This is a genomic window from Streptomyces sp. SCPE 10 (genome assembly GCF_051980735.1).
In the GTDB taxonomy this organism is placed as follows: Bacteria; Actinomycetota; Actinomycetes; order Streptomycetales; family Streptomycetaceae; genus Streptomyces; species Streptomyces misionensis.
Window position 1 is genome coordinate 7,512,311 of the sequence record NZ_CP197069.1, and the last position, 15,311, is coordinate 7,527,621.

A 15,311-nucleotide genomic window follows, 5' to 3' on the forward strand; every position below is an offset into this window, starting at 1 on the left:
AACGGGTGGTCATCATGGTCGCGAAGGTAAGGCATGCCTTCGCTAAGTTACCGGGAGGGCCGCCAGGCATGTGGGACGACGCGTTTCCGAGTTTCCTGATCGGCTTGAGGGAGGGACTCGAAGCCGGACTCATCGTCTCCATCCTGGTCGCGACCCTGGTGCGCGCCGAGGCGCGCTCCCGGCTGCCGCAGGTGTGGACCGGCGTCCTGGCCGCGATCGCCGTGGCGATGAGCTTCGGTGCCGTCCTCACCTTCACCGCCGCCTCCATGCCGCAGACCGCGCAGGAGGCCTTCGGCGGCACCCTCAGCGTGATCGCCGTCGCGTTCGTCACCGCCATGGTGTTCTGGATGCGCCGCTCGGCCCGCAACCTCTCCAGCGAGCTGAAGCAGAAGGTCACCGGCGCCCTCGCCATGGGCTCCGGGATGCTGGTCCTCACCTCCTTCCTCGCCGTCGGCCGCGAGGGCCTGGAGACCGCCCTGTTCCTGTGGACCACCGCCCAGGCGGCCGGTGAGTCGGCGGGCCCGCTGACCGGCGCCGCCATCGGGCTGGTGCTCGCGGCCGGCCTGTGCTGGGGCCTGTACCGCAGGGTCCTCAAGATCAACCTGACGAAATTCTTCACCGCCACCGGCGTGGTCCTCATCGTGATCGCCGCCGGTGTGCTCGGCTACGGCCTGCGCGACCTCCAGGAGGGCGGCGTGCTGCCCGGCAGGACGGCCTACGCCATCGACCTCGCCGGCAGCATCGACGCCGGCTCCTGGTACAGCACCCTCGTCCAGGGCGTCTTCAACCTGATGCCCACCATGACCTGGCTCCAGGTCGTCGCCTACGTCGGCTACCTCGTCGTGGTGATGACCCTGTTCGTGCGCGGCGTGCGCGCCACCGCTCCGAAGTCAAAGCCGAAGCCCGAGCCCGCCGAGCGGCCCGCCACCGAGGCACCCGCCGGCCCCCGGCCCCGCACCGGGCGCCGCCCGGCCTGGGTGATCCCGACCGCCGTGGTCGCCGTGCCCGCCGTGATCGCGGGACTGGCCGTCGCCCTCGGCCGGCCCAAGCCCGCCGGGGACCAGACCGTCGCCGTCTCCGAGACCGACTGCGGCAAGGGCTTCACCGCGCCCGCGCCCGGCCGGCAGACCTTCCGGATGCACAACACCGGCCGGCAGGCCTCCGAGGTCTACCTGGTCGACCCGTCCACCAACGCGGTCTACGGCGAGATCGAGGGCCTCGCCCCCGGCACCACCCGCGACCTGGTCGCCACCGTCGCGGGCGGCACCTATGCCTGGCGCTGCGTCCCGGCCAGCGGCAGGGCGGTCACCTCCAAGCCGGTCACCGTGCGCGGCGGCGGCGCGGCCAAGCCGGTCACCCCCGTCTCCGAGCAGGACCTCGCCGGCCCCCTGAAGGCGTACAAGGCGTACGTCGGCCACGGCCTGGACACCCTCGTCGGCCAGACCGGCACCCTCCGGCGCGACATCGAGGGCGGCCACCTGGACAAGGCCCGCACCGACTGGCTCACCGCCCACCGCACCTACGCCTCGCTCGGCGCCGCCTACGGCACCTTCGAGGACTTCGACAAGAAGATCGACGGCCGCGCCGACGGCCTGCCCGGCGGCGAGCACGACAAGGACTTCACCGGCTTCCTCCGCCTGGAGTACGGCCTGTGGCACGGCCAGTCGGCCAAGGAGCTGACCGGCCCCGCCCGGCAGCTGGACACGGACGCCGCCGGGCTGCGCAAGGCCTTCCCGAGCCAGGACTTCGACCCCGGCGACCTGCCGCTGCGCGCCCACGAGATCCTGGAGAACACCCTCCAGTTCGAGCTGACCGGCGACACCGACGAGGGCAGCGGCACGAACCTCGCCACCGCCGACGCCAACCTCACCGGCACCCGCGAGCTGCTCACCGTCCTGGAGCCGCTGCTCACCAGCCGCTCGCCCCGGCTGCTGCCCACCGTCGACACCGACATCGACCGGGTGCGCAAGCTGCTGGACGCGGCCCACGACGGCGACCACTGGACCCCCGTCGAGAAGCTCCCCGCGGCCGACCGGCAGCGCCTGGACGGGGCCACCGGCCAACTGCTCGAGGACCTGGCCCCCGTCCCGGACCTGCTGGAGATCCGGAAGTCCGCCTGATGACCACCGCGCACCCGCACCCCGAAGGGAACCCGCCCATGCCCACCGCCGACACGCCGTCCTGCCCCGTCGGTCCCGCCCGCCGCTCCTTCGTGCGCACCGCGCTGGGCGCCGGCGCCGCCGGGGCGGTCCTGGCGGGCGGCGGCTTCGCGCTCGGCGAGAGCGGCGGCACCGCCCAGGCCGCGCCCGCGGGCCCGGACGGCCGGGCGAAGGTCCCCTTCCACGGCGCCCACCAGGCCGGAATCGTCACCCCCCAGCCGGCCGCCGCCGCGTTCGTCTCCTTCGACGTCATAGCCGACGACCGCAAGGGCCTCACCGACCTGCTGAGGACCATCACCGAGCGGGCCCGCTTCCTCACCTCCGGCGGCGCCCCGGCCGACCTCGGCGTGGGCGCGCCGCCCTCCGACAACGGCATCCTCGGCCCCGAGGTCCCCGCGGACGCCCTCACCCTCACCCTCGGCGTCGGCCCCTCGCTCTTCGACGACCGCTACGGCCTCGCCAAGGCGAAGCCCGCCCGGCTGGTGCCGATGCGGACCTTCCCGAACGACAACCTGAACCCGGCCGAGTGCCACGGCGACCTCTCCCTGCAGATCTGCGCGCAGAGCCAGGACACCGTGCTGCACGCCCTGCGCGACATCGCCCGGCACACCCGCGGCGCGATGCAGATCAAGTGGCGCATCGACGGCTTCCAGAACGCCCCGCGCCCCACCGGCGCCCAGCGCAACCTGCTCGGCTTCAAGGACGGCATCGCCAACCCGGACGTCAACTCCGCCCGGGAGACGAACAAGCTGATCTGGGTCGGCGACGGCCAGGGCGAGCCCGCCTGGGCCACCGGCGGCAGCTACCAGGTCATCCGGATCATCCGGATGCTGGTCGAGTTCTGGGACCGGGTCTCGCTCACCGAGCAGGAGAAGATGTTCGGCCGGCGCAAGGACACCGGTGCCCCGCTCGACGGCGCCCAGGAGACCGACGTCCCCAACTACGCCAAGGACCCGCACGGCAACGCCATCCCGCTGGACGCCCACATCCGCCTGGCCAACCCGCGCACCGCGGCGACGGACGGCTCGCGCATCCTGCGCCGCGGCTACAACTACGACCGGGGCGTGGACAACGTCGGCAACCTCGACATGGGCCTGGTCTTCTGCTGCTACCAGCAGGACGTCAAGCGCCAGTTCGAGGCCGTGCAGACCCGGCTGATCGACGAGCCCCTGGTGGACTACATCTCGCCGACCGGCGGCGGCTACTTCTTCGCCCTGCCGGGAGTGCGCGACAAGGAGGACTGGCTGGGCCGGGGCATGTTCTCCGCCTGACCCGCCACCATCCCGCCGCCTCCTACCGCTCCGCACCGACCCGGCCGCCTCGTACCGCTCCCCTTGTCCGGGGGAGCGGTTTTTCCCTGTTCTTGGCGCATTCCTGCCCTTGGCTTTTTGCTGTCCATGGGAAAGGCCTGCCGCCCCCTTTACTGCACATCAGTTGCAAGTACGCGAGGATGGCACAAGGCTGCGATGTGCGGCCCCTTCATCCCTACGACGTGAGGAACGACCTTCCCGATGCCGGCCGCCCCTGGTTCCGCTCCGCCCCTCCCCGCACAGGCCGACGCCAAGCCGTCGGCCTGGCAACGCGTCCGCGGTTCGATGACGCGCCAGGAGTGGATCAGGGTCGGCTCCATGGCCGCCTTCGTGCTCGCACTGCACGTCATCGGCTGGGGCACGCTGGTCGGCATCATCGCGCCGCAGCACTTCAGCGCCGGCACCACCGCTGCCGGAAAACCGGCGGCCTTCGGCATCGGCATCGGGGTGACCGCCTACACGCTGGGCATGCGGCACGCCTTCGACGCCGACCACATCGCGGCGATCGACAACACCACCCGCAAGCTGATGGGCTCCGGGCAGCGCCCGCTCTCGGTCGGCTTCTGGTTCTCCCTCGGCCACTCCAGCATCGTCTTCGGCCTCGCCCTGCTGCTGTCGCTCGGCATGAAGGCCCTGGCCGGACCGGTGCGCGACGACAACTCGCATCTGCACCAGGTCACCAGCCTCATCGGCACGACCGTCTCCGGCGCCTTCCTCTACCTGATCGCCGTGATCAACCTCGTCATCCTGGCCGGCATCTGGAAGGTGTTCCGCCGGATGCGCACCGGCCACTACGACGAGGCCGCCCTGGAGGCCCAGCTCGACAACCGGGGCTTCATGAACCGCCTGCTGGGCCGGGTCACCGGCTCGATCAGCAAGCCGTGGCAGATGTACCCGCTGGGGCTGCTGTTCGGGCTCGGCTTCGACACGGCGACGGAGATCGCGCTGCTCGTCCTCGCCGGCTCCGGCGCGGCCTCGGGCCTGCCCTGGTACGCCATCCTCACCCTGCCGGTGCTGTTCGCGGCCGGCATGGCGCTGCTGGACACCATCGACGGCTCGTTCATGAACTTCGCCTACGGCTGGGCGTTCTCCAAGCCGGTCCGCAAGGTCTACTACAACCTCACCATCACCGGCCTGTCCGTCGCCGTCGCCCTCATCATCGGCTCCGTCGAACTGCTCGGGCTGCTCGCCGACAAGCTGGACCTGCACGGCTTCTTCTGGGACTGGATCGCCGGCCTCGACCTCAACACGGTCGGCTTCGTCATCGTCGGCCTGTTCTTCGTCACCTGGGCGCTGGCGCTGCTGGTGTGGAAGGCGGGCCGGATCGAGGAGAGGTGGAGCGCGGGCCTCGCCGAAGGGTCCGCCGACTGATTCCGGCCCGGCGGGGTTGATCTCCCGGCTGCGGGAAACGCGGACCGGGACCGCCGTACGCGCACGGAAGGAGGCGGCGATGAGCGACCAGACCCCGATGGGGGACGACGCCTACCAGCCCACCGGGACCAACGAGGAGCAGGAGGACGCGGCGCCACTGGACCCGCAGGACGCGATCGGCGGACGCTCGTACGACGACATGCTCGACGAGGGCTACTCCCCGCCCGAACGCCCGCTGGGCGTCACCAAGCGCGGCACCACCGCCGCCGAGCAGCGTGAGGGCGAGACCCTGGACGAGCGGCTCCGCCAGGAGGTGCCCGACACGGACCAGCCGGCCGGCGACGGCATCGGCGACGTGCCCGGCGGCGAGGGCGAACCGGTCGACCCCGAGGCGGGCGACGCCCGGGCCGGCCGGCTGCTCGCACCCGACGAGGGTGCCCACTCCGACACCACCAAGGAAGAGGTCGCCGAGGACGTCGGCATCGACGGCGGAGCGGCGGGTGCCGAAGAGGCCGCCGTGCATGTCGTACCCGACGACACGGAGTTGCCGGAGTAGGCCGATGTCCGGCCCGTGGGGTGCGGGACGACGTGCCGACCCCCCGTGAACCAGGGCGGGCGGCGCCGTACGGCGCCGCCCGCCCTGGTTCCCCGTTCCCCCCTAAGGCAGCAGCTTCTCGATCGCCGCAGGACCCTCCGTCTCCAGCTTGCGGCGCGCCCAGTCGAGCGTCTTCGGAGTGATGTCCCTGCCGGCCGCCATCACCAGGTCCTCCGGGGTGACGTCCTGCTGGGGAGCCGAGTGGAGCAGGGAGTCCGGGGTGCAGTGGTCGTCGGACGACCGGGACCCTCCAGGTGCGGATGTCGACATGTTGCCTCCTCCTCGGTCCGGATGACCGCATCCGTGCCGGTGCCGCCGAATGGGGCACACTCTCACCATTGCCCGCCGCGGCGCACCCTGCATCCGGAAAGGCGCCCCGGCGACGGGTGAGATGCGTGTGCCCACGCCATCGCGCCCCACTCGCCCCTAAGCTGGAGACATCGCGCACCCGCACCGGGAGGCCGCCGATGACTCAGACGTCGTTCCCCGCGGACAGCTCCGCGGGCCCCCGCTATCTGCCGATCGCCGAACACGGCCTCATCGGTGACCTGCGCAGTGTGGCCCTGGTCGGCAGCAACGGCACGATCGACTGGTACTGCTCGCCGTCCTTCGACTCGCCCAGCGTCTTCGCGGCCATCCTCGACGCGGAGCGCGGCGGCTGCTTCGAGCTGGCCGCGGCCGTCCCGGCCCGCACCAAGCAGTTCTACTTCCCCGACACCAACGTGCTGATCACCCGGTTCTTCACCGAGGAGGGCGTCGGCGAGGTGCAGGACTTCATGCCGGTCGCCGTGCAGCAGGGGCAGCCCTGCGAGGCGGTGCGGCACCGGCTGATCCGACGCGTGGTGTGCGTGCGCGGCCGGGTGCCCTTCCGCGCGCTCATCGCCCCCCGCTTCGACTACGGCGCCGCCCCGCACACCGTCCGCGACGTCGACGGGGTCCTGCTGTTCGAGTCCCCGGAGCAGGGGCTCACGCTCACCGCGACCGTGGCGGTGGAGTGCGACGGCCGCGACGCGCGCGCCGATTTCAAGCTCGGCGAGGGTGAGACGGCGGTGTTCGCCCTGGACCAGGCCGGCGCGGAGATCGCCCCGCGCGGCTGCGCCCACGCCGAGGCCGAGCACGAGTTCAATGCGACCGTCGTCTACTGGCGGCGCTGGCTGGCCCAGTCCCGCTACCGGGGCCGCTGGCGCGAGATGGTGCACCGCTCCGCGCTCACCCTGAAACTGCTCACGTACGCCCCCACCGGTGCCATCGTCGCCGCCCCCACCACCAGCCTGCCCGAGCAGCTCGGCGGCGAGCGCAACTGGGACTACCGCTATGTGTGGGTGCGCGACGCGGCCTTCGCCGTCTACGCGCTGCTGCGGCTCGGCTTCAGCGGCGAGGCCGAGGCCTTCATGCGGTTCCTGACCACCAACATCAGCCCCGGCGACGGCGCCGCCTCCGGCCCGCTGCAGATCATGTACGGCATCGACGGCCGCACCGAGCTGCCCGAGCGCGAGCTGCCCCATCTGGAGGGCCACCAGGGCTCGGCCCCGGTCCGGGTCGGCAACGCCGCCGCCGACCAGCTCCAGCTCGACATCTACGGCGCGCTGATCGACTCCGTCTACCTCTTCGACAAGTGGGCCCAGCCCATCTCCAGCGATCAGTGGGACGACGTGTGCCAGCTGGTCGAGTGGGTCTGCGAGAACTGGGACCAGCCCGACGAGGGCGTCTGGGAGACCCGTGGCGGGCGCAAGAACTTCCTGTACTCGCGGCTGATGTGCTGGGTGGCCGTCGAGCGCGCCATCCGGCTCGCCAACCGGCGGGGCCTGCCCGCCGAGCTGCCCCGCTGGCGGGCGACCCGGGACACCATCTACCGGCGGATCATGGACCGCGGCTGGTCGGCGCGCCGGCAGGCCTTCGTGCAGCACGAGGACGGCGACGTCCTGGACGCCTCCGTGCTGATGATGCCGCTCGCCAAGTTCATCGCCCCCACCGACCCCAAGTGGCTGTCCACCCTGGACGCCCTCACGGCGGAGCTGGTCTCCGACTCGCTGGTCTACCGCTACGACCCGCTGGTCAGCCCGGACGGGCTCCGCGGCGACGAGGGCACCTTCTCCATCTGCTCCTTCTGGTTCGTGGAGGCGCTGGTGCGGGCCGGCCGCCTGGACGAGGCCCGGCTGGCCTTCGAGAAGATGCTCACCTACGCCAACCATCTCGGCCTGTACGCCGAGGAGATCGGCCGTACCGGGGAGCAACAGGGGAACTTCCCGCAGGCGTTCACCCATCTGTCGCTGATCAGTGCCGCCTTCAACCTCGACCGTGCCCTGGGCTGACCCGGCCGCGACCGTGTGTGCGCAGGTCGCAGGGGTACCCGGGGCTGCGAAAGGCGACCGACAGGGTCGACAGAAGGAGGAGACCCGGTATGACCAGCACGAGTGAGACCGGCCAGGTCACCGGCACCCGGGACAAGGACTACAACCTCATCTGGTACGTCGAGTCGTGCCTGAACAACGCCCTGCGCCTGGAGACGTACATCCAGGACGCCGAGCGGGACAAGGACAACGAGGTCGTGGAGCTGTTCCGCAAGGCCCAGGCCGACAGCCGCAAGGGCGCGGAACTCGGCAAGCAGCTGCTGCGCTCGCGGCTCAGCGCCTGACCGGGCCGCACCGCCGGGGCGCGCGACCGGACCTTCGGGGCGGGCCCCGGGGCCCGCCCCGTCGTGCGTTCAGGACGCCCCGGCGTATCCGCGAGCCCGCACCAGCTCCCGGGTGAGCCGGGTGAAGGCGCGCGCGCCGGCTGCCGATGCGGCACGAGACGCGCGCGGACGCGGTCGAGGTCCACCGGCTGTGGCAGCGCCGCAACGGCGGCGAGCGCCGCGTCGCCGGAGCCCCCACCGCCGCCTGACGGCGGGCCGGACGGCGAGGTCTACGGCAGCGGCTGCTCCGCCCAGATGATCTTGCCGTTCGGTGTGTAGCGGGTGCCCCAGCGCTCGGCCACCTGCGCCACCAGGAACAGGCCCCGGCCGCCCTCGTCGGTGCTCGCCGCGTACCGCAGATGTGGCGAGGTCGTGCTGCGGTCGGCGACCTCGCAGATCAGCGTGCGGTCGCGCAGCAGCCGTACCTCGATCGGGGGCCGCCCGTAGCGGATGGCGTTGGTGACCAGCTCGCTGAGGATCAGCTCCGTCGAGAACGCCAGCTCGTCGAGCCCCCACTCCTCCAGGGTGCGGGTCACCGCGGCGCGCACGTCGGCGACCGCCGCCGGATCGGACGGCACCTGCCACTGCGCCACCCGGTCCGCACCCAGCACCCGGGTCCGGGCCACGATCAGCGCGACGTCGTCGCTCGGCCGGGCCGGCAGCTGCTCCAGCACGGTACGGCAGGTGGCCTCCGGGGAGGCGTCCGGCGCCCGGCGCAGGGCGTCCCCCAGCAGCTCCAGGCCGACGTCGATGTCCCGCTCTCGGTCCTCCACCAGACCGTCCGTGTACAGCACCAGACGGCTGCCCTCGGCCAGTTCCAGATCGGCCGTCTCGAACGGCAGCCCGCCCAGGCCCAGCGGCGGCCCGGCCGGCAGCTCAAGGAACTCCACCCGCCCGTCGGGATGCACCAAAGCGGGCGGCGGATGGCCCGCCCGGGCCATGGTGCACCGCCGCGCCACCGGGTCGTACACCGCGTACAGACAGGTCGCGCCGGTCACCGCGGCACCCTCGTCCGGGCTCTCGTCCTGGTCGATCCGGCTCACCAGCTCGTCCAGCAGACCGAGGAGTTCGTCCGGCGGCAGATCCAGCGCGGAGAAGTTGTGCACGGCCGTGCGCAGCCGGCCCATGGTCGCCGCCGCGTGCAGCCCGTGCCCCACCACATCGCCCACCACCAGGGCCACCCGCGCCCCGGACAGCGGCAGCACGTCGAACCAGTCGCCGCCCACCCCGGACTGCGCCGGCAGATACCGGTACGCGATCTCCAGTGCGCCCTGCTCGGGCAGCGTCCGCGGCAGCAGGCTGCGCTGCAACGTCACCGCCATGCTGTGCTCACGCGTGTACCGGCGGGCGTTGTCGATGGACACCGCCGCCCGCGCCACCAGCTCCTCGGCGAGCGCCAGCTCCTCGGCGTCGAACGGCTGCGGTTTCTCCGACCGCCAGAAGGTGGCGAGCCCCAGTACCAGGCTGCCCGCCCGCAGCGGCACGGTGATCAGCGAGTGGATGCCGTACTCCAGCACCCGGTCGGTGCGCTCCGGCTGCTGCGCCCGCCAGCCCGGCGCGTCGCGCAGCCTCGGCTCCACCACCGACTGCCCGCTCGTCAGGCTGCGCGCCTGCGGCGACGCCGGCACGAACCGGATCCGCTCGTCCAGCGGGTACAGCGGGGAGTCCTTGCGGATGCCGACACAGGCCACCCGGCGCAGCGCGCCGCCCGGCCGCGGCTCCTCCCCGTTGAGCACCTGCTCGTACAGGTCCACGGTGGCGAAGTCCGCGAACCGGGGCACCGCCAGCTCGGCCAGCTCCTCGGCGGTGCGGGTCACGTCCAGGCTGGTACCGATGCCCACCCCGGCCTCGTACAGCATGTTCAGCCGCTCGCGGGCCACCTCCGCCCGCCCGGACACCGCCCGCAGCTCGGTGGAGTCGCGCAGCGTGGTGACGCTGCCCGCCGGGCCGCCGCGCAGTTCGGTGGGCCGCTGGTTGATCGCCAGCAGCCGGTCCTTGACCAGCCGCACCTCGTCGGTCGCCGTCCGCCCGGACGCCAGCAGCCGCGCCGTCTCGTCGTCCAGGCCCAAATCGAGCACGTGCCGCCGCTCGGCGTCCTCGGGGAGGTCCAGCAGGCGCTGCGCCTCGTCGTTGGCGAGCAGCAGCCGGCCGTCGCGGCCCACGATCAGCACCCCCTCGCGGACCGCGTGCAGCACCGCGTCGTGGTGCTCGTACATCCGCGTCATCTCGTACGGCCCGAGACCGTGGGTCTGGCGCAGCAGCCGTCTGCTGACCAGCGCCGTGCCCGCGGTGGCCAGCGCGAGCGCGGCGGCGGCCGCCGCGAGCAGCAGCGGCAGCTGCTGGTCGGCGGCCCCGCCGGTGTGCGCGGTGGTGATGCCCGCGGAGACCAGTCCCACCACCGTGCCACTGGCGTCCCTGACCGGCACCACGCTCTGCACCAGCGGGCCGAGTGTGCCGTTGACCTGCTCCACGACCGTGCCCCCGGCCACGGCGGGGCCGATGGTGCCGACGAACTTCTTCCCGATCCGGTCGGGCAGGGGATGTGTGTAGCGCACGCCCTGCGTGTTCATCACGACGACGAAGTCTACGCCGGTCGCCTTGCGGGTGGCCTCGGCCTCCGGCTGCAGCATCGCCGTCGGGTCGGGGGTGCGCAGCGCGGCGGCCGTGCCGGGCGCGTTGGCGAACGTCTGCGCCACGGCCAGGGAGCGGTTGCGGGCCTCGGTCTCGCTGTCGTGCCGTACCTGGAGCACCTGCGCCACCACGGCGGAGACCACCAGCAGCAGCACGATCACGACTTGCAGCACGAACACCTGACCGGCCACGCTGCGTCCGGTCACCGCCGCCCACAGCACCCCCGGCCGGTCGCCGTTCGCGCCGGGGCCGTCCGGCGGCGGGGCCAGTGGTGCGCGCGGTTGCCCGAAAGGTCGGGGCGGCCGGGTCACGGGCCGGCCGGGCAGTCGCACCATGTGCCCATGTCTACACTGCCCGACGCCATCAGGCGAGGCCGTCACCCCGGCCGCCGCCGTCGCGGCAGGTGACAGGGGCCCGGGAGAGGTGACGGGCGCCGGGCCCGCACCGCGTGGGGACGCCGCGCGGTCCCCGTCACGCACGGCGCAGGCTCCGTGCCGCGAGCAGCAGGGCCACGTCGTCGGGGCGGGCACCGGCGTGCCGGACCGCGGCGGTGAGGCGGTCGGCGACCCCGTCCAGGGACAGCCCGTCGCGCCGGCCGGCCGCCGCGCCCGCCCGGGTCAGGGCCGCGCACAGCTCCGCGATCCCCTCGTCGATGTCGGCGCCCACCCGTTCCACCAGGCCGTCCGTGTACAGCGCGAGGATCGCGTCCGGCTCCAGTTCCAGCTCGGTCACCGGGTAGCGGGCCTCCGGATCGACCCCGAGGACCACTCCGCCGGGGACGTCCAGCGCTCGTGCCCGGCCGCCGGGGGAGAGCAGCAGCGGCGGGGGATGGCCCGCCCGGGCGATCCGGACCCGCCCGGTGTCCGGGTCCAGCCGCAGGTAGCAGCAGCTGGCGAACTGGCCCGGGTCCAGGCCGATCAGCAGCCGGTTGGTCCCGCTGAGCACCTCGTCCGGCGGCCGGTCGCCCAGCGCGAACGCCCGTACCGCACTGCGCAGCTGGCCCATGGTCGCCGCCGCCTGCACCCCGTGCCCCTGCACGTCCCCGATGACCAGCGCCAGCCCCTCCCCGGCCTCCACCACGTCGTACCAGTCGCCGCCCACCTCCAGGCCCTCGGTGCCCGGCAGATAGCGGCCCGCGGTCTCCACCCGCGGATGCGCCGACAGCCGGCTCGGCAGCAGCGCCTGCTGGAGGCCGCGGGCGAGGGCCGCCTCGCTGTCGTAGCGCCGCGCCCGCTCCATGGCGTGCGCGATCAGCCCGGCGAGCGCGGTCAGCACGGTGCGCTCCTCCGGGCTGAAGCGGCGCGGCCGGTCGAAGCCGAGGATGCAGGAGCCGACCATCCGGCCGGAGGCGATCAGCGGCAGGAAGGCCCGGGATCCCTCCTCGGCGTCCAGCGGCATCCCCGGATAGGTCGCCGCGAGCTGCTGCATCGACTCGAAGAAAAGCGGCCGGCCCGTCGACAGGGTCTCCACGCCCGGGATCCGCACATCGAGCCCCACGCCGTCGAACCGCTCCAGGAAACCCGGCGGGAAGCCGGTCTCCCACGCCAGGTACATGTGCCGGTCCTGGACCAGATAGATGGCGAGCCTGCGCCCCCCGAACGCGGGCAGCAGCTCCCGCATGACCACCGCCGACACCTGCTGGGCCGTCACCGCGTCGGTCAGCGCGATGGCCAGCGCGACCGGCCGGTACACCGCCGCCGTCGCGGGATCGTCCGCCACCGGCTCCGCGGGCGGCCTCGGACCGGCCGGCGTCTCCATCCGGCTGGCCGGAACGAGCGTGCAGGTCAGCAGGTCGTCACCGGGATGCACGGACACCGCGAGCCCGTCGCACCCGCCCGTCTCCCCGCCCTTGCGCCGCACATGGAAGTGCACCGGCTCCGGGGACAGCAGGGCGGCCCGCAGATGGTCCTCGTAGGGCGCACCGGTCAGCCACGGCATCGCCTCCCACAGCGTCCGCCCGCGCAGCCCGTCCGGGGCCCCCGCCAGCCGGACCGCGGCGTCGTTGGCGTACACGATCACCCCGAGCCGGTCCAGGCAGAACACGCCCTGCGGCAGCAGGTCGGCCGCGCCGTCCGCGAGGGAGACGGGGCCGGGATCGAGTACCACCCCGCCGACCGCCGGCACCGGGCGGCCTTCGTCGGCCGGCCACAGGTCCAGCAGCCGCGGCGCGCCGTCGTCGGCCCGCAGGCTCAGCGGGGCGGGCGGCGGCTTCCCGGCCGCGGTGTCGGCGAGCGCGGCCAGCACCCGGTACGCCTCGGCCGGGGCCAGGGCCTCGGCGAGCGCCGTGTCCGTCCCCTCGAACCCCTCGGGCACCAGTCCGAGCAGGGCGTGCAGCCGGTCGTCGGCCCGTACCGCGCGGGTCACCGGGTCCCAGGTGAACCGTCCCATCGCGGCCTGCGGGGGCCGGCGCACGGGCGGCCGCACACACTGCGGCTCCCCGTCCCAGACCACCGCGTTCGCGTCCCCGTCGGCGAGCGCCAGCAACTCCACGCCCAGGCCCTCGGCCAGCCGCGCCAGCAGCTCCCGGTCGAGCGACTCGTCCGCGCCGGCCTCCGACGGGCGCAGCACGCTGAGCACCCCCAGGGACGCGCGCCCGCCCGGCACCGGCATGTGCACCGACCCGAACGGGAACGGCAGGCCCGCCGCGAACTGCGGATACCGGCGCACCGTCTCCGTCGCGTTCGGCAGCACCACCGGCGTGCCCAGCCGGTAGGCGTCGGAGACCGGGAAGGGCCGGGCGGCGTGCAGCCGCCACCACGGGCGGAAGAGGGGACCCGGCAGACCGGCGAGGACGGCCAGGCGCAGGACGGTGGGGGAGTCGGCGGGGCCGACCAGCTCGGGGACCTCGCCGTGTCCCGGGCCGCCCCCGCGCAGATACACGCCCGCCACCCGGCCGTCCGTCGCACGGAGCGCCGCGGTCGCGGTGTCCGCGAGCAGCGCGGCCAGCCGGGCCCGCCTGCGGACCGCCTGCTCCCCGCTCCCCGCCATCGGTCCTACCTCGTCCCCTGCGCCTCCGGATGGATCACACAAGCAAGAATGCGCCAGGTGCGGCGGGGGCCGCACTTCGGCCGCGGTCCGGGGTGACGGGGGCTCACACCAGTGCCGCGCCCGGGTGGCGGCGCGCGGCGGGCGCTCCTAGTAATGGACTGCGTACCGCGCGCGCCGCGGACGGTGGTGTCAGACGCGGCCGCACTCCTCCACTGGAGCCGAGATGACCACCCGCTCTTCGTCCGCCTGTTCCGACGACTCCCTCATACGCCCCGCCCCGGCCGGGGTGCGCGTCCCGTCCGTGCGGATCCTGACGCGGTTCGCGCCGCCGCCCGGGTCGCGGGTCGGCGGACCGCCCGGGGACGGCGTCGGCAACGACGACGACCGGTACGGCGATCCGCTGCTGGACCTGGTCCGTACGGCCGTCGCCGACCGGCCGCTGGAGGACGTCGTCCGGCTCGTCACCCTGCTGGAAAGCTCGCCGGAGCACGCCCTGACCAAGGCGGAGGCGCTGCGCTCGGCCGGTGTCGTCCGGTCCGTGGCGGACGTCGTCCGGCTGGTCGCGCTGCTCGGCCGGCCGCCCAGGGAGCCGGACAGCGCCGACGCGGTGGTGCGCGCGGCCGCCGGACTCCGCTCCCCGCGGGACGTCGGCCGGCTGCTGCGGATGCTGCACCGGCCGCCCCTGGCCCCGCGCTGCGGGCGGCTCGCCGTACGGGCCGCGGCCGGCCGGCCCGTCGAGGAGGTGGCCGAACTGCTCGGCCACCTGGCCGCCGAGGACCCGGAGCGGCCGCCGGAACCGGCCGGCCACGACGTCGCGGACCCGGAGCCCGCCGCCCTCGTCGCACCGCCCGCCCCGGAACCGGCCGATCCGTCCCGGACCGGCTCGCCTGCCCTCACCGGTACCGGTACCCGGGCGGCCGCGGCGCTGGTGTTCCTGTGCGGCGCGGCCCACGCCCCGCGCTACTGGGCCGGTCTCTCCCACGGCCTGCTCGGGGCCACGCTCGTCGCCTCCGCGCTGTGCATGCTGCTGGGCCTCGCCCTGCCCGCGCGGGCGGCGCAGGCCCGGCTCGCCGCGGCGACGGCCGCTCTCGCGGTCACCATGGTGCTCGGCGCGGGCCAGGTGCTCGGCGGCCGGTTCGGGCTGCCGGATGCGGCCCGGCTGTGGGCGGCGACCCTGGCCCCGCCCTGGCTGGCCGGTACGGTGGCGGCCGCGGCCGCGTTCGCCGCGCTGGGGGTGGCGCTGACCGTGCTGCTCGGCTCCGGCGGCCGCGGGCACGACCGGAGCCGACTCGGCTGACCGGCCGCAGCACCGGATGCCCGTCCGGGCGGGCGGCGGCCATCGCGAACGGGTCGCCGTCCGCCGCCGGGCACGGCTCCACGTCCCCGGCCGCGCCGTACACCCCCGCATCCCGCGCACAGCGACAGCCCCGCGTCCGCCACGGCGAGCGTCCCGGCCGTACCGGCGGCGGTCGTCCGCCGCACGATCGTCCGGCCGGGCTCGTCCAGCGCGCGCAGCCGGGCGGGGGAGCCGGCCGGGGCATCGGACACACCGGTGAACACGGGCCCCATCGCCCCATGGTGGC

At 74.0% G+C, this 15,311-nt stretch carries 10 protein-coding genes; 7 read left to right on the forward strand and 3 right to left on the reverse strand.

Features of this window, described 5'->3' with window-relative positions; all coding sequences use genetic code 11:
- Positions 1-68: 68 nt before the first annotated feature.
- The 4 genes from efeU to ACSP97_RS34140 all read left to right on the forward strand — a co-directional run bounded on the left by efeU (position 69) and on the right by ACSP97_RS34140 (position 5,396).
- On the forward strand, positions 69-2,120 hold the full coding sequence (gene efeU, locus ACSP97_RS34125) for an iron uptake transporter permease EfeU (protein WP_440555790.1): 2,052 nt from the start codon (positions 69-71) through the stop codon (positions 2,118-2,120).
- A gap of 38 nt (positions 2,121-2,158) precedes the next feature.
- Positions 2,159-3,430 carry an iron uptake transporter deferrochelatase/peroxidase subunit gene (gene efeB / locus ACSP97_RS34130; protein WP_358682482.1) on the forward strand — a complete coding sequence of 424 codons (1,272 nt, stop codon included), beginning with the start codon at positions 2,159-2,161 and terminating at the stop codon, positions 3,428-3,430.
- Positions 3,431-3,670: 240 nt separating this feature from the next.
- The gene (locus ACSP97_RS34135) at positions 3,671-4,840 is read left to right on the forward strand and encodes a HoxN/HupN/NixA family nickel/cobalt transporter (RefSeq protein ID WP_440555791.1); all 1,170 of its coding nucleotides are present in this window, start codon (positions 3,671-3,673) and stop codon (positions 4,838-4,840) included.
- A 79-nt stretch (positions 4,841-4,919) separates the two neighbouring features.
- Positions 4,920-5,396: a DUF5709 domain-containing protein gene (locus tag ACSP97_RS34140; RefSeq protein ID WP_440555792.1), complete on the forward strand. Its 477-nt coding sequence runs from the start codon at positions 4,920-4,922 to the stop codon at positions 5,394-5,396.
- A 102-nt stretch (positions 5,397-5,498) separates the two neighbouring features.
- Here the strand turns inward: ACSP97_RS34140 and ACSP97_RS34145 are convergent, their stop codons facing one another.
- Positions 5,499-5,705 (reverse strand): hypothetical protein, encoded by a 207-nt coding sequence (locus tag ACSP97_RS34145; RefSeq protein WP_355325947.1) that lies wholly within the window; start codon positions 5,703-5,705, stop codon positions 5,499-5,501.
- A 197-nt stretch (positions 5,706-5,902) separates the two neighbouring features.
- On the opposite strand from ACSP97_RS34145, the gene ACSP97_RS34150 reads away from it, so the two are divergent.
- Complete coding sequence (locus tag ACSP97_RS34150; protein ID WP_355154200.1) at positions 5,903-7,747, forward strand: glycoside hydrolase family 15 protein; 1,845 nt, start codon at positions 5,903-5,905, stop codon at positions 7,745-7,747.
- A gap of 89 nt (positions 7,748-7,836) precedes the next feature.
- On the forward strand, positions 7,837-8,070 hold the full coding sequence (locus ACSP97_RS34155; RefSeq protein WP_070023380.1) for a hypothetical protein: 234 nt from the start codon (positions 7,837-7,839) through the stop codon (positions 8,068-8,070).
- A gap of 269 nt (positions 8,071-8,339) precedes the next feature.
- Here ACSP97_RS34155 and ACSP97_RS34160 read toward each other — a convergent pair whose 3' ends face one another.
- Both ACSP97_RS34160 and ACSP97_RS34165 read right to left on the reverse strand, forming a co-directional pair.
- Entirely contained in the window at positions 8,340-11,075 is a 2,736-nt protein-coding gene (locus tag ACSP97_RS34160; RefSeq protein ID WP_440555793.1) for a SpoIIE family protein phosphatase, read from the reverse strand.
- A gap of 136 nt (positions 11,076-11,211) precedes the next feature.
- Entirely contained in the window at positions 11,212-13,728 is a 2,517-nt protein-coding gene (locus tag ACSP97_RS34165) for a SpoIIE family protein phosphatase (protein ID WP_440555794.1), read from the reverse strand.
- A 223-nt stretch (positions 13,729-13,951) separates the two neighbouring features.
- On the opposite strand from ACSP97_RS34165, the gene ACSP97_RS34170 reads away from it, so the two are divergent.
- On the forward strand, positions 13,952-15,025 hold the full coding sequence (locus tag ACSP97_RS34170; RefSeq protein ID WP_358271585.1) for a hypothetical protein: 1,074 nt from the start codon (positions 13,952-13,954) through the stop codon (positions 15,023-15,025).
- Positions 15,026-15,311 lie beyond the last annotated feature (286 nt).